This window comes from Pseudomonas sp. dw_612 (assembly GCF_018449725.1).
GTDB lineage: Bacteria > Pseudomonadota > Gammaproteobacteria > Pseudomonadales > Pseudomonadaceae > Aquipseudomonas.
The window spans coordinates 191608-213926 of the sequence record NZ_JAAVVC010000009.1 but is presented as its reverse complement, the minus strand read 5'-3'; the positions used below and the strand labels follow the sequence as shown (position 1 = coordinate 213926).

Annotated in this window: 17 protein-coding genes and 1 pseudogene; 8 read left to right on the top strand and 10 right to left on the bottom strand. The window is 56.2% G+C overall.

Annotated elements, in window-relative coordinates:
- Window positions 1–4: 4 nt before the first annotated feature.
- The 3 genes from HB680_RS16370 to HB680_RS16360 are packed head-to-tail and all read right to left on the bottom strand — an operon-like array spanning window position 5 to window position 2890.
- A complete protein-coding gene (locus HB680_RS16370) occupies window positions 5–1660 on the bottom strand; it encodes an MlaD family protein (protein ID WP_213939646.1) in 1656 nt (551 codons plus the stop codon).
- A complete protein-coding gene (locus HB680_RS16365; RefSeq protein ID WP_213939645.1) occupies window positions 1641–2297 on the bottom strand; it encodes a paraquat-inducible protein A in 657 nt (218 codons plus the stop codon). Before HB680_RS16365 ends, HB680_RS16370 begins: the two co-directional genes overlap by 20 nt.
- Entirely contained in the window at window positions 2294–2890 is a 597-nt protein-coding gene (locus HB680_RS16360) for a paraquat-inducible protein A (RefSeq protein WP_213939644.1), read from the bottom strand. Before HB680_RS16360 ends, HB680_RS16365 begins: the two co-directional genes overlap by 4 nt.
- Before the next feature lie 268 nt (window positions 2891–3158).
- Between HB680_RS16360 and HB680_RS16355 the strand changes: the two genes are divergently transcribed.
- Both HB680_RS16355 and HB680_RS33095 read left to right on the top strand, forming a co-directional pair.
- Window positions 3159–4049 carry a LysR family transcriptional regulator gene (locus tag HB680_RS16355; protein WP_213939643.1) on the top strand — a complete coding sequence of 297 codons (891 nt, stop codon included), beginning with the start codon at window positions 3159–3161 and terminating at the stop codon, window positions 4047–4049.
- Between the two features lie 15 nt (window positions 4050–4064).
- Window positions 4065–4154 (top strand): annotated as a pseudogene (locus tag HB680_RS33095) (metal ABC transporter ATP-binding protein); the annotation flags it as partial.
- Window positions 4155–4175: 21 nt separating this feature from the next.
- Here HB680_RS33095 and HB680_RS16350 read toward each other — a convergent pair.
- The 5 genes from HB680_RS16350 to HB680_RS16330 all read right to left on the bottom strand — a co-directional run bounded on the left by HB680_RS16350 (window position 4176) and on the right by HB680_RS16330 (window position 11163).
- Window positions 4176–5687 carry an amino acid permease gene (locus tag HB680_RS16350; RefSeq protein ID WP_213939642.1) on the bottom strand — a complete coding sequence of 504 codons (1512 nt, stop codon included), beginning with the start codon at window positions 5685–5687 and terminating at the stop codon, window positions 4176–4178.
- Window positions 5684–6955, bottom strand: a complete 1272-nt coding sequence (locus tag HB680_RS16345) for an aspartate aminotransferase family protein (RefSeq protein ID WP_213939641.1) — start codon at window positions 6953–6955, stop codon at window positions 5684–5686. Before HB680_RS16345 ends, HB680_RS16350 begins: the two co-directional genes overlap by 4 nt.
- Before the next feature lie 295 nt (window positions 6956–7250).
- Complete coding sequence (locus HB680_RS16340) at window positions 7251–8552, bottom strand: FAD-binding oxidoreductase (RefSeq protein ID WP_213939640.1); 1302 nt, start codon at window positions 8550–8552, stop codon at window positions 7251–7253.
- Window positions 8549–9637 carry a polyamine ABC transporter substrate-binding protein gene (locus tag HB680_RS16335; protein ID WP_213939639.1) on the bottom strand — a complete coding sequence of 363 codons (1089 nt, stop codon included), beginning with the start codon at window positions 9635–9637 and terminating at the stop codon, window positions 8549–8551. The genes HB680_RS16340 and HB680_RS16335 overlap by 4 nt, the downstream gene beginning before the upstream one ends.
- Window positions 9638–9804: 167 nt before the next feature.
- Window positions 9805–11163 carry a glutamine synthetase family protein gene (locus HB680_RS16330; protein ID WP_123408195.1) on the bottom strand — a complete coding sequence of 453 codons (1359 nt, stop codon included), beginning with the start codon at window positions 11161–11163 and terminating at the stop codon, window positions 9805–9807.
- Window positions 11164–11325: 162 nt separating this feature from the next.
- On the opposite strand from HB680_RS16330, the gene HB680_RS16325 reads away from it, so the two are divergent.
- The 6 genes from HB680_RS16325 to HB680_RS16300 all read left to right on the top strand — a co-directional run bounded on the left by HB680_RS16325 (window position 11326) and on the right by HB680_RS16300 (window position 19897).
- Window positions 11326–12234, top strand: a complete 909-nt coding sequence (locus tag HB680_RS16325) for a helix-turn-helix domain-containing protein (protein WP_213939638.1) — start codon at window positions 11326–11328, stop codon at window positions 12232–12234.
- Window positions 12235–12434: 200 nt separating this feature from the next.
- Complete coding sequence (locus HB680_RS16320) at window positions 12435–13634, top strand: alpha-xenorhabdolysin family binary toxin subunit A (RefSeq protein WP_213939637.1); 1200 nt, start codon at window positions 12435–12437, stop codon at window positions 13632–13634.
- Window positions 13635–13661: 27 nt separating this feature from the next.
- Entirely contained in the window at window positions 13662–14705 is a 1044-nt protein-coding gene (locus HB680_RS16315) for an alpha-xenorhabdolysin family binary toxin subunit B (RefSeq protein ID WP_213939636.1), read from the top strand.
- A 138-nt stretch (window positions 14706–14843) separates the two neighbouring features.
- The gene (locus HB680_RS16310; protein WP_256735560.1) at window positions 14844–16373 is read left to right on the top strand and encodes a diguanylate cyclase; all 1530 of its coding nucleotides are present in this window, start codon (window positions 14844–14846) and stop codon (window positions 16371–16373) included.
- Between the two features lie 102 nt (window positions 16374–16475).
- Window positions 16476–16985 carry a cupin domain-containing protein gene (locus tag HB680_RS16305; RefSeq protein WP_213939634.1) on the top strand — a complete coding sequence of 170 codons (510 nt, stop codon included), beginning with the start codon at window positions 16476–16478 and terminating at the stop codon, window positions 16983–16985.
- A 1580-nt stretch (window positions 16986–18565) separates the two neighbouring features.
- Window positions 18566–19897 (top strand): site-specific integrase, encoded by a 1332-nt coding sequence (locus tag HB680_RS16300; RefSeq protein WP_213939633.1) that lies wholly within the window; start codon window positions 18566–18568, stop codon window positions 19895–19897.
- 106 nt (window positions 19898–20003) lie between these two features.
- On the opposite strand, the gene HB680_RS16295 is transcribed toward HB680_RS16300, so the two are convergent.
- Together HB680_RS16295 and HB680_RS16290 are read right to left on the bottom strand one after the other, a co-directional pair.
- Complete coding sequence (locus HB680_RS16295; protein ID WP_213939632.1) at window positions 20004–20846, bottom strand: hypothetical protein; 843 nt, start codon at window positions 20844–20846, stop codon at window positions 20004–20006.
- A gap of 308 nt (window positions 20847–21154) precedes the next feature.
- Window positions 21155–22264 (bottom strand): hypothetical protein, encoded by a 1110-nt coding sequence (locus HB680_RS16290; protein ID WP_213939631.1) that lies wholly within the window; start codon window positions 22262–22264, stop codon window positions 21155–21157.
- Between the last annotated feature and the right edge of the window lie 55 nt (window positions 22265–22319).

The window sequence follows — 22319 nt, the reverse complement described above, 5'->3', positions numbered from 1 at the left end:
GTGGTCAGTTACGCGGAGGCCCTTGCAGGTCGGCTGGCGCGGCGTTGTCGGGGCGGCCGCGAATCAGCGATTCCGGGTGTCTTCCGAGGTAATCCGAGAGTTCACGCAGGGAACGCGACATGCGTTTGAGTTCGTCCAGGGTCTGGGTCAGTTGTTCGCGCTGCGGCGAGTCTTCGGCCAGGGTCGAACTGGCGGAGTTCAAGGTCTTGCTCACGTCAGCCAAAGTGGTCTGCACACCAGGCAAAGTCTTGGCGTTGAATTGCGCCAGGCCTTTGCGCAGCTCGACGAGGTTGCTGTCGAGGTTGCTGGCAATCCGTTCCACCGGCAGTTGGTTGATCTTGTTGACCATGGCCTCGAGTTTTTCCTGCAACTGCTCGAGGCTGCCCGGGATGGTCGGAATGCTGACCGGCCGGGCATTCGGATCAAACGCGACTTTCTCCGCTTTCGGGTAGAAATCCAGCGATATATACAGCTGACCGGTCAGCAGGTTGCCGCTGCGGGCCTGGGCGCGCAGACCGTTTTCGATAAAGGTGCCCATCAGGCGCACGCCAGCGGCTTCGTCATTCGGGTCATGCATCAGCGCCTTGATCATTTTGGTGTGGGCCTGACCGAGCCGTTGCGGGTAGATCACGATGCCGACGTTGACCGGGAAGCTGCGTTTCTTCTCGTCGAAGTCCAGATTGATCGCCACCACTTTGCCGATTTCCATACCAAGGAATTCCACCGGCGCATCGACTTTGAGTCCGCGCAGGGCCTGGTCGAAACGCAGGCTCAGGTATTGCGCCTTGCCATTGGGCGGGGCGAGGGCGGTGGTCTGGTCGTCGAACAGCTCGTAGGTTTTTTCCTCGGTGGCGGGCTGATCGTTGGGGCTGTATTGGGGGGCGACAAACGCGATGCCGCCCACCAGCAGCGAGGACAGCGATTCGGTTTTCACCGCGAAGCCATTGGCGCCGATGTTCAGGTCGATGCCGCTGGCGTTCCAGAACCGGGTGTTCTCGGTGACGTAAGCGTCATTCGGCGCGTGGATGAAGACTTCGAGATTGACCCCTTTGCCATCGGCATCCAGCGCGTAGGCCACCACTTGGCCGACTGGAATCTTGCGGTAGTAGACCGGCGAACCGATATCCAGCGAACCCAAATCCTGGGAGTGCAGGGTGAAGCGTTTGCCCGGCTCGCCGTAGGTGATGGGCGGCGGGTTTTCCAGGCCTTTGAAGTTCTTGGCGCGACCGTCGCCGTGACCGATATCGGCGCCGATGTAGTCACCGGACAGCAAGGTATCGATACCCGAAACGCCGCCGGCACCGATGCGCGGGCGCACCACCCAGAATTGTGAATCTTCTCGGGTGAAGGTTTCGGCCTGTTTCGACAGTTTGATCGTGGCGTCGACACTCTTCTGGTCGTTGCTCAACTCCACGTCCGAGACGTGGCCGATCACCACGTTGCGGTACTTGACCTCGGTTTTGTTGGCGGTCAGGCCGTCGCCGGTCTTGAAGGTCACGACAATGGTCGGACCTTCCTGCATCAGGCTGTGCACCACCAGGGAAATCCCCACCAGTACCGCCACGATGGGCACGATCCACACCAGCGAAACGCTGAAACGACGCGTCTTGATACTGGCTTGGCCCGGGGCCTGCGGCCCGTCAGTGGCTTGCGACTTCATCCATGTCCTCCTCGTTTTGTGATGGGGCCGGCGCTTGATCCCAAATCATCCGGGGATCAAAGCTCATCGCCGAGAGCATGGTGAACACCACCACCAGGCCAAAAAACAGAATGCCCGCGCGCGGTTCGATATCCGCCAGGGCCTGGAACTTCACCAGAGAGGCGACCAACGCCACCACGATCACGTCGAGCATCGACCAGTAACCGATGACCTCGACGAAACGGTACAGCTTCGAGCGCTCTTTGCGTGCCCACAGGCTGTCGCGGTGAACGGTCACCAGCAGCAGCGTCAGGGCGACAAACTTGATGCCCGGCACGGCGATGCTGGCGATGAAAATGATCAGGGCAATGTCCCAGGCACCGGCCTCCCAGAACTCCAGCACGCCGCTCATGATGGTGCTGTCGGCGCCGTTGCCGACCATTTTGGTGTTCATCACCGGCAACAGATTGGCCGGCACATAAAACGCCAGGGCGGTGAACATGTAGGCCCAGGTCCGGGCGAGGGCGTTGGTCTTGCGTCGATGCAACGGCGCGCCGCAGCGCTCGCATTCGTGGGGGGCGTCGGTCATGTCACAGGCCAGGCCGCAACTGTGACAGAGGCACAAGCCGAGTTCGCTGGCGGTCGGAGGGGTTGTCATAGGATGTCCCATAGATCACGGATATCGCGTCCGGCGATGCGGATCATCATCAGGCTAAGCACCGCGAGGGCGAACAGGCCGATGCCGGGCAGCACGTCGAGCAACCCGGCGAGCTTGATCACCGCGACCATCGCCCCCAGCAGGCAGACTTCCAGCATGCTCCAGGGCCGCAGCGTTTCCAGCCAGCGCATGCAAAACCTGAAACCCGGCGAGCGCTGGCCCTTGAGGGCGAAAACCAGGACCCAGATCAGCAGCAACAACTGGAAGATCGGCGCGATGATCATCGAGATCGCCGCCACCATCGCGATGAAGGTGATCGGTCCCAGGCTCAGGGCCAGCACCGAATCCCAGAGCGTGGCGCTGTTTTTCAGGCCCTTGAGGCTGATGCTCATGATCGGGAAGAAGTTGGCGAAGATCCACAGCATCAATGCGGTGAGCGTCAGGGCCAGCCGCTGCTCCAGCGTCAGGCCGTTATAGCGCTGGAGCACGCCGCCGCAGCGGGTGCACAGGGTTTTCTGATGTTTGGCGAGCGTGACTTTTTCATACACGCAGTCGCAGTGCTCGCAGATGATCAACTGGTCAGTCTTGGCCATGGGTCGCATTCGCAAGGAGGCAGGAAAGTCAGAGCACCTCCTCAATATAGAAGTGCCTTGCGATAGAGCAAATTAAAAGGCTGATGCTGTCGGTGTGGGGACGGGCTTGCTCGCGAAGGCGGTGTGTCAGTCCATCTGCTTTAACTGACTCACCGCCTTCGCGAGCAAGCCCGCTCCCACATGGATTTCACTGGGCTGATCGGCGTTGGTATCGCCGCTCAAGCGTGCGACTATCGGCGTCAGTACCGGGTTTTGATAAGGGGATGGCGTGCAGACTTCGGGTGTGGATATTCGCCAGCTCAAGGCGTTCGTGGCGGTGGGCGAGGAGCTCAGTTTCGTACGGGGCGCGACGCGTCTTTATGTGTCGCAACCGGCGCTGTCCCAGACCATCCGCCAACTGGAGGCAATGCTTGATGTTCAGCTGTTCGAGCGCAACACCCGCAACGTCGCCCTGACCGAGGCGGGCCAGGTATTGCTGGGTCAGGCCCAGGAAATTCTGGCCAGCCTGACGCGGTTGGCCAGAACCGCCGAGGAACATTCAAGAGGGCTGCGCGGGTCGCTGAAAGTGGGGTTCCTGATTGGCGCTGGCGTCGACTTGATGCCGCAGATCCTCAGCGCCTTCGCCAAGCGTTTCCCCGAGGTCAATGTGCGAGTGCGAGAGTACGACTTTGGCTCGCCTCGGGCCGGGATCGATGAAGGGATGGATGTGGCGGTGTTGCGCCCGCCCATAGCACTGGACGGCATCGAGTTGCAGACGCTGGTCACTGAGCCCTGCGTCGCGTGTCTGGCGTCCAGTCACCGCTTGGCCGGGGCCGGCAGTCTGAGTATTTATGACCTGCTCGACGAGCCGATTATTGCCGCGCCAGGCTCTGGCGTCTGGCGCAGTTACTGGACGGCTGACACGTACCGCACGCAACCGGCGCGCATCGTCCATGAAGCGTCTACCGTGGAAACCGAATTGCAGGCTGTGGCGTCGGAGCGCGGGATCAGTATCACGGCGTCCTCGACCGCGCAGTTCTACGCCCGGCCGGGGTTGTCGTTCCCGGTGATCCGCGATATGCCGATGTGTGAAGTGGCAGTCGCATTGCCGGCGCAACCGAGCGTGGCGGCGCGCAATTTTGCGCAGTTGGCGCTGGAAGTGGCGCGCGGTCGCCCCTGACAACCACAGAAACCTGTGGGAGCGGGCTTGCTCGCGAAGGCGTCCTATCAGTCGACATCTGCATTGACTGACACACCGTATTCGCGAGCAAGCCCGCTCCCACAGAGGATTGCGGTGATTAGATGCTTAGTGCTTATCCAGCGACTTTCTGCTCGGCCCCGCCGTCCCGTTGTTCAACCGCCCCCGCAACGAGAACAGCCACCACAGTGCACCGACGCCTAACGTAATCCCGGTGGTGATCGCCCCGGTATGGCTCTCCTGCGGCACGCTCAGGGTGAGGATCACCGCAATCGCCCACAGCCCACCCAGAATGATCATCGGCATCAGCCATCGGCCCAGACTGAACACACCCGGCGGCGCACTCGGCATGCGCCCGTTTTTATACGCCAGGTACGCCGCGATCAAGGTCAGCAGGTAGGTGCAGTAGTAGGTCAGGCCGACCATCGAATAGATCGCCGTCACAAACCCGCCGCTGGCCAGGTTGAGCAACACCGCAATGGCCGTGATCAGGATGATCGCCGCCACCGGCGTGCCGAAGTGCGGGTTGATCCGCGCCAGCACCTTGGAGCCTGGCAGCATGTTGTCCCGCGACAGGGCGAAGGTCATGCGCGTGGCCACGGCCATGTTGGCGATCAGGCAGGCGAGGATCGAGGCGAAGGCAATCACGATCATCACTTTGCCGGCCACGTTGCCCAGTTGCAGGCGCACGATGTTGATCACCGGGTTTTCCGATTGGCTGAGCAGGTCCGTCACCGAACCCGGAATCGCAATGCTCAGCAGCGCAAACACCGCGAAACCCAACACACTGGAGACCAGCACCGCGCGAATCATCGCTCGCGGCGCGGCCCGGCGTGGGTCTTTGGTTTCTTCGGACAAATCTGCCGCGCCTTCCCAGCCGAGCAACACCGAGACCGGCAGCAGCGTCGCCAACGCCATCGTGGTGAAGCTGAGCGTGCCGCCACCGACCGGCGCCGCTGACGTCAGGATCGCTACGCCCTGGGTGTGCTCAAAGAAGAAAAACACCCCCAGAAACAGCGCAATGGCCAACAGCACCGTGCCGATGATTTCGATGATCGCGCCGATGTCGTTGATCCGCGTGGCCAGGCGAATGCCACAGATGTTCAGCAGCCCGACCACCAGTGTCGCGCCGATGCTCAGCCCCTGGATTTGCCCTTGGGTCGGATTCGCCCAGATCTCCGGGGCGAACACGCTGCCGATCGCCGCCGACGTACCGGCCGTTCCCGCGACAAACGAGATAAACGCCACCCACCCGGTAAACCAGCCGAAATGGTTGCCCGCCAGACGACTGGACCACTGATAGGCGTAACCGGTCAGCGGTATGCGCCCGGCCAAATGGCAATAGACCATGACGATGCAGCACACCAGTGGAATCACCAGCAGCCACAACAGAATGCCGATGCCACCGACCCGATTGAACGGATCGGCGAACAGCGTGACCACGCCAGTGTTGATCGAGACCATGGAAAAGGCCAGGGCGAAGGAAGTGAACGAACTCATCGTCCGGTGCATCTTTTGCTCGTAGCCGAGGCTGGCCAAGTCCGCGTCATCGCTCGACAGCGATGCGGCCGGGTCATCGCTGGCGCTGACCCTCGGGGTGCTTTCGATTACGCTGCTCATGGCCGTTGTTCCTCGATGATGCCGATGACCTCGTCCAGCACGTCGAGGGCTTTGGCCAGCAGGGAGCGCTCGATATCCAGCGGTGGCTTGACCTTGATCAGGTTGCCGAGGCCCGCGTAGCGACTTTCGCCGAACAGCACGCCGCGTTCCACTCCTAAACGGTAAACCTCCTGGGATTCGCGACAGGCCGGCTCCTTGGTGACCCGGTCCTTGACCAGTTCGATCGAGGCCATCAGGCCGGGGCAGCGTACGTCGCCGATCAATGGATGACGCGTCTGCATCTCCCGCAAGCGCGCGGTGACGTATTCCCCCGCGTCCCGCGCCTTTTCGCAGAGACGGTCGGCGACAATCGCTTCAACCGTGGCGAATCCGGCGGCCAACGACACCGGGAAATGGCCGAAGGTCAGCGCTTCTTCACCCTCATCGAACCATCTGAGTGTGTCGTCGGCGAGGATGCCCGCCAACGGAAAGCCGCCGCCCACGCCTTTGCCAAACACAATAATGTCCGGCACCACGTCATAGTAATCGGCGGCCCACATGGTGCCCATGCGGCCAAAACCGGTCTGCACTTCATCGAAAATCAGCAGCACGCCTAACCGGTCGCAGAGTTCACGCACGCCTCGGTAATAAGAGCGGGGAAACTCGATATGCCCGCCGTTACCCTGAATCGGCTCCATCATTACCGCCGCGACACCGCCGTCGACACCTTTCTGGATCGTTTCTTCCAGCAGACCGAGGCACAGTTGGGATTCAGCCTCCGGGTCGAGGCCGAGACGCGTGCGGTAAGGGTTGGGATGTGGAACACGGGTAAAACGCGGCTGGATCGGCAGGAACGGGTTGTTTGGATGCGGCCAACTGGCGCCGAGGGTAGCCAGGGAACGACCGTGGTAGCCGTCCTGCAAGACAATCAGGTTCTGCGCGCCGGGACGGTTCTTGAACGCCAGTTTCATCGCCATTTCCCCGGCGAGGCTGCCGTGCAAGGCAAAGCCCATCTGGTTCAGCCCGGCGGGGGAAACTTCACGCAACTTGGCCACCAGCCGGGTGTGGGCCGCAGAGCCGAAGTTGGGGCGGATGTGGGTCATCTCGCGTAATTGGGTAATCGCCGCTTCGACCACCCGAGGGTCGTTGGCGCCGAGGTTGTTGGACCAGGCCTGGGCCGTGCAATCGATATATTCCTTGCCCTGATCGTCCCAGACCAGTGAGCCGCGGGCCTTGACCAGGTTGATTTTCGGGGCTGAGTTGTTTTCCGGCTTCATCGCGTCATTCATCTGCGTTATCTCTTTTGTTGGACGGCAGTGTTTGTGAATGTGCAGTTGTGATTGGAAGACTCGCTGCATCGAGTTGACCCGATGCTAGACCCGAGGGGAGTGGGAATAGAAAGACCGATTGCCGAGGGATTATGTTGCTTGGCTTATTAATGTAGGCGCAGCGTTATTGCCGGCTTGACGCTTTCAAACGTAGGAGCTGCCGAGTGAAACGAGGCTGCGATCTTTTGATTTTGATTTTTAAGATCAAAAGATCGCAGCCTCGTTTCACTGGGCAGCTCCTACAGGGGATCGGATTTCAGCCGAGCATTTCGCGCAAGCGATACCAGAACATGCCGAGGGCCAGCAGCGGCGAACGCAAGGCGCGGCCACCGGGGAAGGTCATGTGCGGCACGGCGCTGAACACGTCGAAACCTTTGCTGTGCCCGGCATGAATCGCTTCGCCCAGCAATTTCGCGCACCAGTGGGTCACGTTCAGGCCATGGCCGGAATAACCCTGGGCGTAGAACACATTCGGGTGCTGGCTCAAGCGGCCGATCTGCGGAAAGCGATTGGCCGAGATGCCGATCTTGCCGCCCCACTGATAATCGATGCGCGCGTTGGCCAGTTGCGGGAACACCTTGAGCATGGCTGGGCGCATATAGGCGGCGATGTCCGAAGGATCGCGCCCGGAGTAGTGACAGGCGCCGCCGAACAGCAAACGTCGATCCGCCGAGAGCCGGTAGTAATCGAGGCCGACTTTCTGGTCGCACAGCGCGAGGTTTTGCGGGATCAACTGCGCGGCGACCTCGGCTGACAGCGGTTCGGTGGCGATGATGTAACTGCCGGCCGGGAGCACTTTGCCGCTGAGTTTCGGTTCCAGCTCTTCCAGATGCGCGTTGCAGCCCAGCACCACATTGCCAGCGCGGATCGTCCCGCTGGCGCAGCGAACCTGCACCGTGCTGCCATGGATGATCTCCAGCACCGGGCTCTGTTCGAAGATCCGCACCCCGAGAGATTCGGCCAGTCGCGCTTCGCCGAGGATCAGATTGAGCGGGTGCAAATGCCCGGAACCCATGTCGATCAAACCGCCGGCATAGACTCCGGAATTCACCACTTGCTGACGGATCTGTTCTGGCCCGATCAGGCGAGTTTCATGGGCGTATCCGGACTGAATCAGATCATCCTGCTCAGCCTTGAACGCCGCAAATTGCGCCTTGGTGTTGGCCAGTTCACAAAAGCCCCAACGCAGGTCACAGTCGATTCCGTTTTCCTGGATTCGATTGCCCACCAACGCCACGGATTCAACCCCGGCGCGCGCCATATAACGCACGCCTTCTTCGCCGACGTAGCGGGTGAACCCGCTGACGTCATGGCCAATCCCGCGAATCAACTGCCCGCCGTTACGCCCGCTGGCGCCCCAGCCGATGCGCCGGGCCTCCAGCAGAATCACCGAGAGCCCGCGTTGCGCCAGTTCGATGGCGGTGTTGACGCCGGTAAACCCGCCGCCGATCACGCAGACATCGGCCTCCAGGTCCGAGGCCAGCGTGGGGTAGGGCGCCAGACTTTTTGCCGTTGCTGCGTAATAGGAATGGGCGTGTTCATTGCTGTACTGATTCATTTGTTGGACTTCACTTTGCTCCAGGAACGGGTCATCAGACGCATGATCGCCTGGGGCGGGGTGGTGGAAATGTAAAGTTTGTCGAGGACGGCCTGAGTAGGGTAGACCTCGGGATTGTTCACCAGCGCCTCATCCATGTATTGCTTGGCGGCCGGGTTCGGGTTGGCGTAACCCACCGAGGCACTGACCTTGGCGATCACTTGCGGGTCCAGCAGGTAATTGATGAAGGCGTGGGCTTCTTTCGGGTTGGCGGCGTCGGCGGGAACGGCCAACAGGTCAAACCACAAGTTGCTGCCTTCCTTCGGGATCGCATAGGCAATGTTCACGCCGTTCTTCGCTTCCTTGGCGCGGTTCGCGGCCTGGAACACGTCGCCGGAGTAACCGAACGCCACGCAGATGTCGCCATTGGCCAGGTCCGACACGTATTTGGAGGAGTGGAAGTAGGTGATGTAAGGCCGAATGCTCAACAGCTTGGCTTCGGCCTTCTTGAAGTCTTCCGGATTCTCGCTGCGTGGGTCCATGCCCATGTAGTTGAGGATCGCCGGGAACACTTCATCCGCCGAATCCATCATCGACACGCCGCACGCGCTGAGCTTCTTGATGTTCTCCGGTTCGAACAGCACGGCCCAGGAATCGATATGGTCGATGCCCAGCGCTTGCTTGACCTTGTCGACGTTGTAGCCGATGCCGTTGGTGCCCCACAGGTACGGCACCGAGTGCGCGTTCTCCGGGTCGTTTTTCTCCAGCAGCGCGAGCAGTTTCGGGTCCAGATTCTTGAAGTTCGGCAGTTGCGAGCGGTCCAGTTTAAGGAACGCTCCGGCCTTCACCTGGCGTGCGAGGAAGTGGTTGGACGGCACCACCACGTCATACCCGGTGCGCCCGGCGAGCAGTTTGCCTTCGAGGGTTTCGTTGGAATCGAAGACGTCGTAGATGACCTTGATCCCGGTTTTGGCCTGGAAGTCGGCGAGGGTGGTTTCGCCGATGTAATCGGTCCAGTTGTAGACGCTGACCTGTGGCTGAGCCTGGGCACCGGCACTGAACATGATCGCCAGCGCGACCGGAACCATGGATTTCAATAGACGCATTCGACACCTCTTTGGGTTGTTGGATTTTTCAGGCGTTGGCACTCTCCCTGTGGGAGCGGGCTTGCTCGCGAAGACGGCGGCACAGTCAACATTGACGTCGCCTGACACACCGCTTTCGCGAGCAAGCCCGCTCCCACAGGGGAATGCAATTTCATGCGGGGGATTGCTTAGACGCTCAGCAACAGGAACTCCCGCTCCCACGAACTGATCACGCGCTTGAAGTTTTCATGCTCGGCACGCTTCACCGCGACATACCCGCGCACGAACTTGCTGCCCAGGTAACGCCCGACGGTTTCGCATTCTTCCATTTGGGTCAGGGCGTCTTCGATCGTGATCGGCAAGCGCAGGTTGCGACGTTCATAGGCGCGGCCCTGCACCGCAGCACTCGGCTCGATCTTCTCGACCATGCCCAGGTAGCCGCATAAAAGACTCGCGGCAATCGCCAGGTACGGGTTGGCGTCGGCGCCCGGCAGACGGTTTTCCACGCGCATGGCGTCCGGGGTGGAGGTCGGCACCCGCAGGCCGACGGTGCGGTTTTCTTCGCCCCATTCGACGTTCACCGGTGCTGAGGTGTCCGGCAGGAAGCGGCGGAACGAGTTCACGTTCGGCGCGAACATCGGCAGCACTTTGGGGATGTACTTTTGCAGGCCGCCGATGTGGTGCAGGAACAGTTCGCTCATCTTGCCCTCGGCGTCGGCGAAGATCGGCTGACCGGTGGCGATGTCCACCACGCTCTGGTGCAAGTGCATGGCGCTGCCCGGCTCATCGCCAATCGGCTTGGCCATGAAGGTCGCCGTGACATTGTGCTTGAGCGCCGCTTCGCGCAGGGTGCGTTTGAACACGGTGATCTGGTCCGCGAGGTCGAGGGCATCGCCGTGACGGAAGTTGATTTCCATCTGCGCCGGGCCGTCTTCGTGGATCAGCGTGTCGAGGTCCAGACCCTGGAGTTCACACCAGTCGTAAACGTCTTCGAACAGCGGATCGAATTCGTTGGCGGCATCGATGGAAAACGACTGCCGACCGCTTTCCGCGCGCCCGGAACGCCCCAACGGCGCCTTGAGCGGCAAGTCCGGGTCTTCGCAGCGCTGGGTCAGGTAAAACTCCATTTCCGGCGCGACAATCGGCTTCCAGCCCTTGTCGGTGTAGAGCTGCAGGACTTTCTTCAGCACGTTGCGCGGCGACAGTTCGATCGGGTTGCCGAACTTGTCGAAGGTGTCGTGGATGACGATGGCGGTCGGCTCGATGGCCCATGGAATCACGTAGACCGCGTCAGCGACCGGGCGACAGATCATGTCGATATCGGCCGGGTCGAGCAGGTCGTAGTAGATGTCGTCGTCGACAAAATCCCCGGTTACTGTTTGCAGAAGCACACTTTCCGGCAGGCGCATGCCTCGCTCATGCAGGAACTTGTTGGTGGGTGCAATCTTGCCGCGAGCGATGCCGGTCAAGTCGCTGACCACACACTCGACCTCAGTAATCTTGTGATCTTTCAGCCACGTGAACAGCTGATCGAAAGGGACATTCATAAAGACCTCGTTATTGGTTTTGGTAACGCCGGGGAGGGCGGTCGCATCCGACAGACACTTCCCCTGAAGCGCGTTGACGACTATCTTGGGCGAGCCTTGCGGTTCCATCTATCCACTTTAAGCAGCACCAAAACGCACCAAACGAGTGCGTAAGGTCACCCCATGACAGTGTGCAATCCGTTACAAGTCCAGGCGTTCAACACCGCCGATGTCGCTGAGCAAATCCGCGCCACGCCGGGTTGGGTGCAGCATTACCAGCAGATGTCGCCAGGGCATTTCGCCGGGTTGGTGCGCTATCTGGACCTGCAAGGCGTGGAGATTTACGAAGAGCACATGAACACCCGGGTCGAGCAAAATTTCAGCGCGCCGCAAGGCTCGCTGGCGTTCTGTTTCGATCGCAGCGACAACTCGCTGTATGTGTTGAATGGCGAAAGTCGCAACATCTGGATCACCCCGGAGAACTACCAGGAGATTGCCGTGGTGTTCGGTCCGGAGTTCGTCCAGCGCCATGGCTTGAATGCGGCGCGGCTGGATGGCCTGTTCATGTCGCCGCTTAACTGCCAACAGAACGCGCTGTTCAGCCGTTGGCTCAGTACCACCTTGACCCGACTGGCGCAGACGTTCGATCCGCCCAGCCGCGAAGCGTTGACCCTGCAATTGCTGGAAGACTGCCTGTACATCCTCGACAACGCGTGCGTGCGCCTGGATCGCGGCGGCCTGCAGCGACGAGCCGAAGAGCGCACGATCATGAAACGGGTAGGGGAGTGGGCTGCCGATGCGCCGGAAGAAACCCTCAACCTGCTGGAACTGTCCCAGGTGGCGGAAGTGTCACTGCGTCAGTTGCAGCATGCGTTCAAGGCTTTTACCGGGATGACACCGACCCATTGGCTGCGCTTGCGCCGGCTCAATAGCGCGCACCGTGAACTACTCAGCCGCACGGCGATCGATACGACGGTCGCCGAAGTGGCGATGCATTGGTCGTTTTGGCATTTGGGGCGGTTTTCCAGCAGTTATTACGCGTTGTTCAAAGAGTTGCCCAGTGAAACGCTCAAGCGTGGAAGCCGAGTGTAACTAAGACACCTATTAATACTTGGCTGTAGGACATGTCCTGCATATGTAGCTCGATGTTTCGATCTTTCGATATACCCCATATTAATCAATGGCTTAGTTTTTTTTCGGTCATTCAGATCATTTGACGCTTGATCATGCTCATCTAGCTTCTGTTCATCGATACAACGGGTGTATCGAACTTAATGAACCGAGGCAACGTTATGGCTGTTCAGTTGAAAGATGCAGAAGTCAGTAATGATCTTCCCAAAGCCGTACTCCATTTGATTTCGGGTGAATATCCCGGTGTGGCGCGCAGCGCCGGGGTATTTACCAAAGAGGATCTGATCAAGATCAAACAGTATGTGAAGAAGGGCCTTTCGCTGCCGAGCGAACTGCCGGAAGTCGAGTCCTACCTGAAATACACCAAGCTCGAAATTCCCGGGTTGGAGCCCAGCGATATTCAGGTGCTGTTCAAAAAAATCCGGATTCATGCCTCCAGTTGGGATGCGGTCGAAAACAAGATCATTCAGCAAAGTATCGACCTGAGTTCGGCGGCTAAAAACATTGTCAGCAGTGGTAGCGAGATCATTTCCTTGATCAAGGAAATGCCGATCATGGAGCGAGTCAGAACCACCCTGGGTCAACGGAGCAAAGATGAATTGGAGGGCATCCGATACACGTCGGACGATGGTGAAGTCGCGTCGGCGGTGCCTGAAATCATCGAACTGATGAAGGTCGACATCCAGCGTCAGCAAAGCGCAACCAAAGAGCTCAAGGACCGCATTTCCAACTTCAAGATCGAACTGGCCGGTGGTGAGTTGTCGACCGGTAAGCGAGTGTTTGGCTTGCAGTCCGAGGTTAAGAGTAAGTACGACTTGATGGAACGCAACAGTTTGCTCGAATCCATCGCCAGTTCAAAAGAATCCATTCGCACCAAAAAAAACCGCATCATTCAGTTGGACAAGGACTACGACTATTACGTCGGCATGTCGTTTTCCGGTGGCTTGCCGATTTTCTGGCCGATTTCCGGTTCAATCTTCGGCCCGAAAGCGGAATCTGCCCGTAAGGAACGTAATGCGCTGAAAACCGAAGTGGATGAACTGGAGCAGTCGGTCAGCGGCAAGGAAAGCTTGCAGGGCGCCATGGAAAGTTCCTTGTCTAACTTTAGCGATATCGGCATTCGCATGGCCGGTGCAGAAGCGGCGCTGAATATCTTGAACACAATGTGGCAAACCATCCTGAGCAAAATCGATGCTTCCGCCGAGCAGTTTGCGCGGATCAACGATGCCATGCGCCTGACTTCATTTGTCGCGGAATTCGCGATGGTGATCGACCCGTGGCGCGATGTGAAAAACACCGCAGGCGAATTGGTGGTCGTGTTTAACGAAGCCCTGGAAGAATACAAAAAGAACTTCAACTGATTGCCCGGCGACCAAAGGATGACTGCCATGAACAATGTGACACCGATCGACACCCCGTTTATTCCCGCGATTGACGTTAAAAAGATCATTCAAACCATTCGCGACGTCTCGCGCCTGGCCAGCTTTCGACAGGACCGGTCTGAAGTCTTGCAGGAAAGAGCGCAACGGGTAGCCGCGTATTTGAATAACATCGACAAAACCATGCGGGAATCTTTTCCGGTACTGCTGACGGCACTGAACAGCGCTTCCGGGCAGAGTTATTTTGATGCCCTCGCGGAACTGAACGACGCCTTGGCCCGGAATGATCTGACGGCACAGGATCGGATAATGGTCAGCGAAGAAGTCGTGAACATCAAACGCAACATCGAATCGATGCTGGAAGGGGTCGAGGCAAAGTTCACCGACCGCTCGCGATTTCTGGAGAACGAAGTGCGCAGCTTATATAAGGTCGAAATCGATGAGCGAGCGGACGAACCGCTGAAGGTGGCCAGGGACCGCAAGGCCCGGATCCTGCTGACACTGAATGATCACAGTTTGAACAAAGCGAAATGCGTGGAGCAGCGAGACGCACTGATCAAGGCGCAGGACGTCATTCGCGAATTCAACCTGGCCGACATGTACAAGAACTACATCCCTGACGGCGACGCACTTGATGACCTGGACATGGAGAATCCGAAAAAAGAAGCGGTGAAGCAGGGGATCGAACTGGTCAGACAGGTGTTAGGCGTTGTTTCCGACGGCATCAAATACAGCGAACTCGCGGCCTCCAGGAACAATCTGGATAAAGAAATTCAAAGCCTCACTCTATTAATGGGGGGACTGAACCGCGAGTTGCAGACGGCAGAGGATGCTTTATCCGATATCACTGCCGTCGTAGAAATCGGCCGGCAACGCAAAGTCATCGGCGAGGAAATCATTGTGGTAGTTGGTGTGTGGCTGGGGTTTTCAACAGGCCTCGATCAATTGAAAAACACCGATTACACCCAAGCCGAACTTTCCAGGTTTCTGAGTCGATACAAGACTCATCTCGAGGTGCTGACCGCTGACTACAACAGCATCATGATCCATTAAGAACGCGGCGCGGTTGATCATGCGTGATTCAGCCGCACCGGCATCCCGTATCACTCAAGCATTTCAAGTGTCGCGCTGTTCGAAGGCGCTTATACTGCGCGGGCTTTTAACCAACCTGTTAACCGCCTCGGTATTCCCTTGATACGCGACCTTCGACTTGCCACGTTACTGACTGCCCTGGTGTGTATCTCCATGGTGCTGATGACTGCATGGCAGATCTGGACCTCCCGCCAAAGTACGTTGGGGGATATCCAAACCGACACATTGAATCTGACGAATGCCCTCAACACGTACACCGAAGGTACTTTCAAGCAAAGTGAACTGGTGCTGCTGGGCCTTACCGAGCGCATCGAACGAGACGGGACCGGCCCGCAGCAACTTGAACGCTTGAGTGCGCTGGTCGCGCAAGAGATGCAGGCACTGTCGCAACTCAACAGCGTGGTGTTGTATGACGCAGAGGGAGACTGGACGTTTTCGACCAACGCACCGATGTCATCGGGCAGCAATAATGCGGATCGTGCGTTCTTCAAACATCATCGCGACAATCCCGATCGAGGCCTGTTTATCGGCCCGGCGATCCTCAGTCGTGCCACTGGCGTGTGGGTCATTTCGGTCAGTCGGCGTATCGACCATCCGGACGGCAGTTTCGCGGGAGTCATTGCTGCCACCATCAGCCTCGAACACTTTCTCAAGCTCTATCGCACCATTCACGTCGGGCAGTTTGGCGCGATCAGTCTGACCACGTCCGAAGGGCGGCTGTTAGTCAGATACCCATTCAAGGAAGAAGACATCGGCCTTGATTTGTCGCCGGCGCCGATATTTTCCGAGCACCTGCGCAAAGCATCATCGGGCAGTGTGGATTTCGTTTCAAAAGTGGATGGCATCCACCGTATTTACGCGTTTAAACGCAGCGATCAATATCCCTTTGTGACCACGGTAGCGGTGGGGCAGAGGGAAGCGATGCAAGCGTGGTGGAACCAGACAGAGCAGTCTGTCGCGGTGGTCGCTGTGCTGCTTGGGCTTTTGATTGCGTTGGGACGGCGGTTGATTTCCCATATCAATCGGCGGATCGGTGCCGAGAAAAAACTACGCTCGACCCAAACCGAATTGATCGAACTCAACCATACGCTGGAGATACTCGCCAGCGAGGACAAACTCACCGGGTTGGCCAACCGCCGGCATTTCGATAAATTCCTGGATGTCGAATTCAAACGCGCCAAGCGACTGGGCAGCCCATTGTCATTGATCCTGATTGATGTGGATTTTTTCAAACGCTACAACGATCACTATGGGCATCTGGCCGGAGACGAGTGCCTGCGGATCATCAGTCAGACAATCAAACAGTGTGTGCGACGTCCTGGTGATATGGCGGCGCGCTATGGCGGTGAAGAAATTATCGTAGTGATGCCCAATACCAACGAGGCGGGCGCACGCTCGGTCGGCGAGGCGATTTTGCTCGGCATCACTGATGAGCGGGTTGCGCACGTGACCAGTCCTTTCGGCATCGTGACGGTGAGCCTGGGGGTGGCAACTTATGGTTCTTATGATGACGACAGCGACGAACAAGCGCTGATCGAAAGGACCGACCGCGCGCTTTACTCGGCAAAGTCTCAAGGCAGAAATCGACTGAATGTTGCCGTTGAGCAAGTGCAGGGCGAGCATATTTGAGGCGATCTAATATAATTAATAATTATAACTATGCTAAATGGTCGTTTAGTTTAGTTATTAAAAACCGATCAAAACCGGCTTCACTCAGAAGAAGGACGCAGAATGACGCACAGCCAACCCAATGCTCGAGCACTCATCACGGCACTCGAACTGGAACAGCACGTGGAAGGCGGTTACTTCCGCAGAACCTTTCAATCTGATGACCGCGCAATGGTCGAAATCGAAGGCGGTCAGCGCTATTTGATGACGTCCATTTATTACCTGTTGACCGAGGATTCTCCCATTGGTCATTTTCATCTGAATCAATCCGACATCGTGCATTACTACCATCTGGGTGACGGGATTCAGTACAGCCTGATTTTTCCGGATGGCACATTGAAAACTGTGGTGATGGGCAGCGACGTCATTGCCGGTGAATGTTTGCAGTTGCATGTGCCTGGTGGTGTCTGGAAGGCTTCGCAGCTTAAGGATGGCGCTGCAGGTTACGGTCTGATAAGTGAAGCCGTTTCCCCAGGGTTTGATTTTGCGGATATGGAATTGGGCAACAGGCAAAAACTTACAGAACAGTTTCCCGAGCATTCAGCGCTGGTTGAAAAGCTGACGCAGGTGTAACGGCTAAGGTGAGTTTGGGTGAGCGGTCGCTCAAGCAATGAGCCTGGTGTGGAGCGCTGCAATCTGCGGATAACCAGGCTAATCCTGAAACATATTGTTACGTGTAATGTATATTATGTTAAATAATGGATTATGGCTCACTACAAACTCTGAACACCGATCAGCGGCCCCTGCCTGGTATCCACTCAAGGCACCAGCAGCGCTTCATGGATCTCAATATAGGGAATGGCGCCTTCTATGCTGCGCCAATCGCGGTTTAAGTGGAAAGCCCTTTGCTATTCCCCTGAAACCCTTGATCCCCAAGGGCTGGAGCGCAGCCAGCATGCCATTGCGACAGGTTGTTTTTAACAAAATCAGTGGAAAAATCTGTTTAATGAAAATTCGCAAGTTACTGATTAATAACGATATTTATTGAACAGCCTCAAATTGAATAGCTCCCGAGTCTATGGAGAAATAAATGGACTGAGATCCGAAGGTGCGCATCCTTGGCTGCTCTGAAGCCCACGGAAGACGCGGGTTCCAGCGATTTTTGAAGAAATGAGTAGACATTCCCACCCCCCGTTTCTTGAGACGAAACAAGTGGACATTCCATGCCGACAGAGTGCTGCCAAAGGTCTTGCCGGAGACCTGCTTAAGCCTAGCGTCCGCATGCTCATAGGGCCTAAGCTGAAGCTTCTCAAAGCCGCATCAACCTCTCCAAAGTCCAGTAATAAAGGGCCAGTGCCATGGACGCCATGGTTCGTGTTGCAATCGCGCAATGATCCTTGTCTGCTCGTCGCCGCTCCTGAACGACATGATCAACAACACGTAGCTGGGTCGTAGCCTCCCTCGATGGCGCCGTTATTTATTGACAAAATAAGTGGAAATGCCATGTTCTAATCAGACTTAAAATCCGTGCAACCCACGAAACTCGAGCTCTCACGGGTATTTAACAAAACAAGTAGATGTTCCAGAGTGCGTTTCCATCAAAAGATTTAAATGGAGAAACCAATCGTGCTTTTCCACTCATTTCTTGATTTCTGCCTGAGCTTCGTTGAAGCGAATATTATTCCGAAAATGCAAAGCCCGAAGCATGAATTACACAACAATTGCCACTGACCTTGTGTCGAACAAAGCCGCTCCAATGAGCTTAACTCCGTTTTACGCTCATGAAACCCAAAGAATAAAAATGGAGTTCGCACACTTTGACAATATTGGGTTAATGATTTTGATAATGATCCAGAAAGGTTTAAATGCATAATGCAGCGGTGAATTCAGATTGGTCTGACAATACATATTTAAATATAAAGAAATTCTGCGCATGACATGAGGCGCAAAAAATCTACACAAAGTAATTAGCGGAAAAACCAACAGGGCAATCGCTGCTTAGTGCAGACTCCAGGCTTTTGTCAAGCCCATGCTAAAACTATGTCTGCTGAGCAAGGGTAGTTGCAACGGAGTCTTTCAGGGGCTACCATCGATCAATGCTCATCAGTTCAGATTAAAGAAGATGGAAAATACAACCACCCTGCCCTAACTTCCAGTTACTTCCATTACTGGAAGTTTCTCATCGAAGCAAAACTATACGGTAAAGCACAACAATGGTTACGCAGCCAATGCCTCTATTCGAGTCCTACGAAATCTTTATAGAGATGGACTTTAGTATGCGCAAACCTGTTATGGCTTGCGTCCGTGAATACATCGAACAATTTCCATCTTCCGTAGAGGCTATCAAGGGCTACCTAACAGCCCGTGATTTTCTGAGAGCGTTTTCAGATAACGATCTGACATTCACTTCTTATAGAACCCATGTTGAGCGCTTGCTGCTATGGACGCTCATCATCAAGCAAAAGCCTTTTTCTCAGCTCAAACGCCAAGACGCGGAGGACTATCTGGAGTTCTGCCGTAACCCTCCAGCTAACTGGATCGGCCCGATCGTGCGCGGCCGATTCGTGACAAGCGATCATACTGAATCAACTTGGGGTGATCCTGTCATGCCAAACGAGAAATGGAGGCCATTCAGATTGAAACAATCCAAGGACTCATCGAATGAGCTGAAGTCACCTTCAGACGCTACGTCCCGGGATGGGGAGCAAGGCATAGCCGTCGGCGTCACTCTTTACAAACCTTCCTCGAGCACCATCAACCAGATCTACACGATCTGCAGTCGTTTTTTTGAGTACATGGTCGAGGACGGTTCGGTTGCGGCGAACCCTTTCCGGATGATCAAGAAGCGGAGCGTTAGCGGTGGAGCGCCACAACAGGAAGCTGTGAACCGCGCCCTTACGCCCTTGCAGTGGGACTACGTACTGGAAACCGCTGAACGGATGGCCGTGAATGAGCCAGAGCGGCATGAGCGCACCTTGTTCATCGTGGCTACTCTGTTCGCAATGTATCTGCGGGTGTCCGACATTGTTGGGCGCCCGAATTGGCGCCCAGTCATGGGTGATTTCCGCCAAGATCCGGAGGGCAACTGGTGGTACCACGTGATCGGAAAAGGTAATAAAGCCGGCAAAGTCGCGGTGAGGGACGAGTACGTCTCCAAGTACTTGACGCGCTACCGCCGATTCGTTGGGCTGTCTCCATTGCCTGAGTGGAATGAGCAGACGCCGCTGCTCATGACGCTCCGAGGACGCTCAGGGCTTTCTGGTCGGCAGGTGCGCGCCCTCCTCCAATCGGTCTTCGATAACGCTCTAGCGCGAATGCGCGATGAGGAGCGCGCGGAGTATGAGATGAACAGCCTGCGGGCAGCTTCCGCACATTGGCTCAGGCATACCTCGGCGACGTTCGACGCGCCCCTGCGCAGTCCGAAGGATCTCCAAATGGACTTGCGTCATAGCAGTCTCAGCACAACCCAGAACGTCTACTACCATTCGCATGACCAGGAGCGCAGTCAATCCGTGCGTGGCGTAAGCATGCGCGACAGGGGTTAAAAGTCCTCGGCGACTTGCACCGAACCTAAATTCTAAACTTTGGCCGGTCGTGAATGCCTTGACCGACTAGGCTCAAATTGGCGAAAAGTACTTCCGTTGATGGCGATCAATGCGCCCAAACCGCTGCCGAATTTTTGCTTGAGGCCGCATACTCACACGTTATAGTCTCAAAGTTCTCTGGGACAGCAACTGAACGAAGAAACGATACTTTTCTCCATTCGAACGTTATGAACTCGTCTAGAACAGGAGCAATTAAAGCCAAACGCTTGTCGGCGTCCAGAAACACCATGCTTTTAGTGGCGCTATCTATGTTTGCACAAGGAGAGTACGCATTGAAATCTACCGCGTGGGCAATCCTGTAGATCATTTGATCCCTCGAACTCTCCCTGTCGATCCTGAAGTGCGAAAACCCCGCCATGGTAATAAATGAAATTCCTGTAACGACCTGGCAGACTATTAGCATGAGCCCTTTGCCATGATGGCTTCCTTGCAATACTGAACTGACCACTAATAAATTGCACACAAAACCTGAGATAATGAAAAACCAAAACAGAATACTGATCATATGTAACAAAGTGGTTGCTGCTAAGGTCATCGGAAAAGCACTGGCCTCCATGTGAAATATTCGGTTGATATCCACTGACGCTCTTGTTCTAGCGACGTAGCCTAGGCACGCCACGAAGAACGCCCACAATAATAAACTTGATTTCAGATTCATGAGGCGATGCATGAGGGTGACTTCAACCAAACCCATGAACACATAAATCGAGCCTAGCAGGACACCACACATAAAAAGGGCAAACTTTTCGGGTTCAGGGTCAGAGCCGTTAATACATGAGATCGCGATGCCAAACATTGCAATGACCCCCAGGGTTACGCCAAACAGAGCCTGGGTAGCGGACTCTTTAGCTTTATTTTCACTAGGCGGAATGCTGTAGGAATTACTCAACGCTCTATAACCTTATTTGATTCGTGAATGATGACAGCCGCAACGACAGGAGCGACCGCTTTCTGAAGAAACTAGCTATGCTTGCCCGGGTGTCGGGGATCATGATGGGGCAGCCTGGGCGGTTACATTTAGAGACGTGAACTACGACTGCCCTCTGCCTCCAAAATACGACAAATAGCGGGCGCCCCCTGAGAACCTCTAGGTGTACGGCGATTGCCAGATCGGGGCTGCGATGGTTACTAAGCCAGGCCTCGAACGCTCAGGAAATGCCGGTAAGCATTCCCTGCGAACCAGTCGTGGGGTCGAGGCTAGCCACCCTTCCCCATCAGCTTAATGATCCACTCATACGCCGCAACTGCCTTGCCCACTACCTCACCCGATGTGTTCACCAGTTCTAGGGCCGATTTGATTCGGGTCAGTTGATTTCGGTTGATACGGGTAGTGGCTATTTGTTTGCCCGGCAAAAGACCTTCAAGTTCTCCGAACAATTTGTCGCGGCTTTCCATCCAATGCTGAGCCTGCTCCGTGACCGATGGGATAAAGAGGCCACCACGTTGTAGCTCAATCAGTGGTGCTCGACGGCTGTCCAGCTCATCCGCCAGCCTCAACAAGCGCGAGATTTGCTCGTCTCTGAGAAATTTCTCAGACTCTTTGAAGGAGAATCGCGACAGGACATCTTCGAGTATCTTTCGGCCCTGACAGCCTTGAGCCACATAAGACACCACCATCCGACGATCTTCATCACTGCCATCATACCGTCGAAGCATCTGATCCAAGATTTTAGAGATCTGACTCGTCTTTGCACCGATGCTGTTGACGAGATCTTCGATTCGCTCCAAGGACTTAGGCAGCAGGCCTGCCATACTCGAAATAACTTTTTTGAAATTAGGCGTGCCATCCACAATCTTGCGGATTTTCTGCAGGAGCTCTTTGAGATGTTCTGTTGTCCACTCCTTGTCTAAAGAAAGGACAAGGGACTCATCCACTCCATGCACGACCAAGCAGAGGCATGGGAGGTCGGCGGGTTCCACGTTGAAAATCTGCATGAAGTCCGGAACGAACCGGGCCATTCCTCTTGCTGACGTCTTTGCTACATGATCACGGTGCTGCTCCCACTCATCAGTGAGATCTCGAAAGCTCGTGGTGTCCCGTAAGGGAAAAGCCACTCCTGAAAACGCCCCTACCTCACCAAGACCCCGGTCAAGCCCTACCGCTGAACTTCCAGTGGGGTCGAGTAGAATGAAGGCTACCTCTCCACCGAGCACCGCGTCTGCAGCTGAAAAGCCCAGGATCAAGTCCTTCAACTTTTGCTGGTCTTCCAATTCCGGCGCCAGCATAACGCACATGATTCGTTGTTTTTCTTGCTTGACATGAAACCAGTCAATGAGCTCCTGCGGAGTTGCGGAGGTGATCAGCATTGGTCTTCCCTTCTAATGCAAAGTTAGGTCTGTAGGTGTTTGATCCAGGGTGTTC

Excerpts from the sequence above, each read along its gene's own strand:
- HB680_RS16370 (WP_213939646.1), bottom strand. The coding sequence starts at position 1,660 with ATGAAGTCGCAAGCCACTGACGGGCCGCAGGCCCCGGGCCAAGCCAGT.
- HB680_RS16365 (WP_213939645.1), bottom strand. The coding sequence starts at position 2,297 with ATGACAACCCCTCCGACCGCCAGCGAACTCGGCTTGTGCCTCTGTCAC.
- HB680_RS16360 (WP_213939644.1), bottom strand. The coding sequence starts at position 2,890 with ATGGCCAAGACTGACCAGTTGATCATCTGCGAGCACTGCGACTGCGTG.
- HB680_RS16350 (WP_213939642.1), bottom strand. The coding sequence starts at position 5,687 with ATGAGCAGCGTAATCGAAAGCACCCCGAGGGTCAGCGCCAGCGATGAC.
- HB680_RS16345 (WP_213939641.1), bottom strand. The coding sequence starts at position 6,955 with ATGAATGACGCGATGAAGCCGGAAAACAACTCAGCCCCGAAAATCAAC.
- HB680_RS16340 (WP_213939640.1), bottom strand. The coding sequence starts at position 8,552 with ATGAATCAGTACAGCAATGAACACGCCCATTCCTATTACGCAGCAACG.
- HB680_RS16335 (WP_213939639.1), bottom strand. The coding sequence starts at position 9,637 with ATGCGTCTATTGAAATCCATGGTTCCGGTCGCGCTGGCGATCATGTTC.
- HB680_RS16330 (WP_123408195.1), bottom strand. The coding sequence starts at position 11,163 with ATGAATGTCCCTTTCGATCAGCTGTTCACGTGGCTGAAAGATCACAAG.
- HB680_RS16325 (WP_213939638.1), top strand. The coding sequence starts at position 11,326 with ATGACAGTGTGCAATCCGTTACAAGTCCAGGCGTTCAACACCGCCGAT.
- HB680_RS16320 (WP_213939637.1), top strand. The coding sequence starts at position 12,435 with ATGGCTGTTCAGTTGAAAGATGCAGAAGTCAGTAATGATCTTCCCAAA.
- HB680_RS16315 (WP_213939636.1), top strand. The coding sequence starts at position 13,662 with ATGAACAATGTGACACCGATCGACACCCCGTTTATTCCCGCGATTGAC.
- HB680_RS16305 (WP_213939634.1), top strand. The coding sequence starts at position 16,476 with ATGACGCACAGCCAACCCAATGCTCGAGCACTCATCACGGCACTCGAA.
- HB680_RS16300 (WP_213939633.1), top strand. The coding sequence starts at position 18,566 with ATGGTTACGCAGCCAATGCCTCTATTCGAGTCCTACGAAATCTTTATA.
- HB680_RS16290 (WP_213939631.1), bottom strand. The coding sequence starts at position 22,264 with ATGCTGATCACCTCCGCAACTCCGCAGGAGCTCATTGACTGGTTTCAT.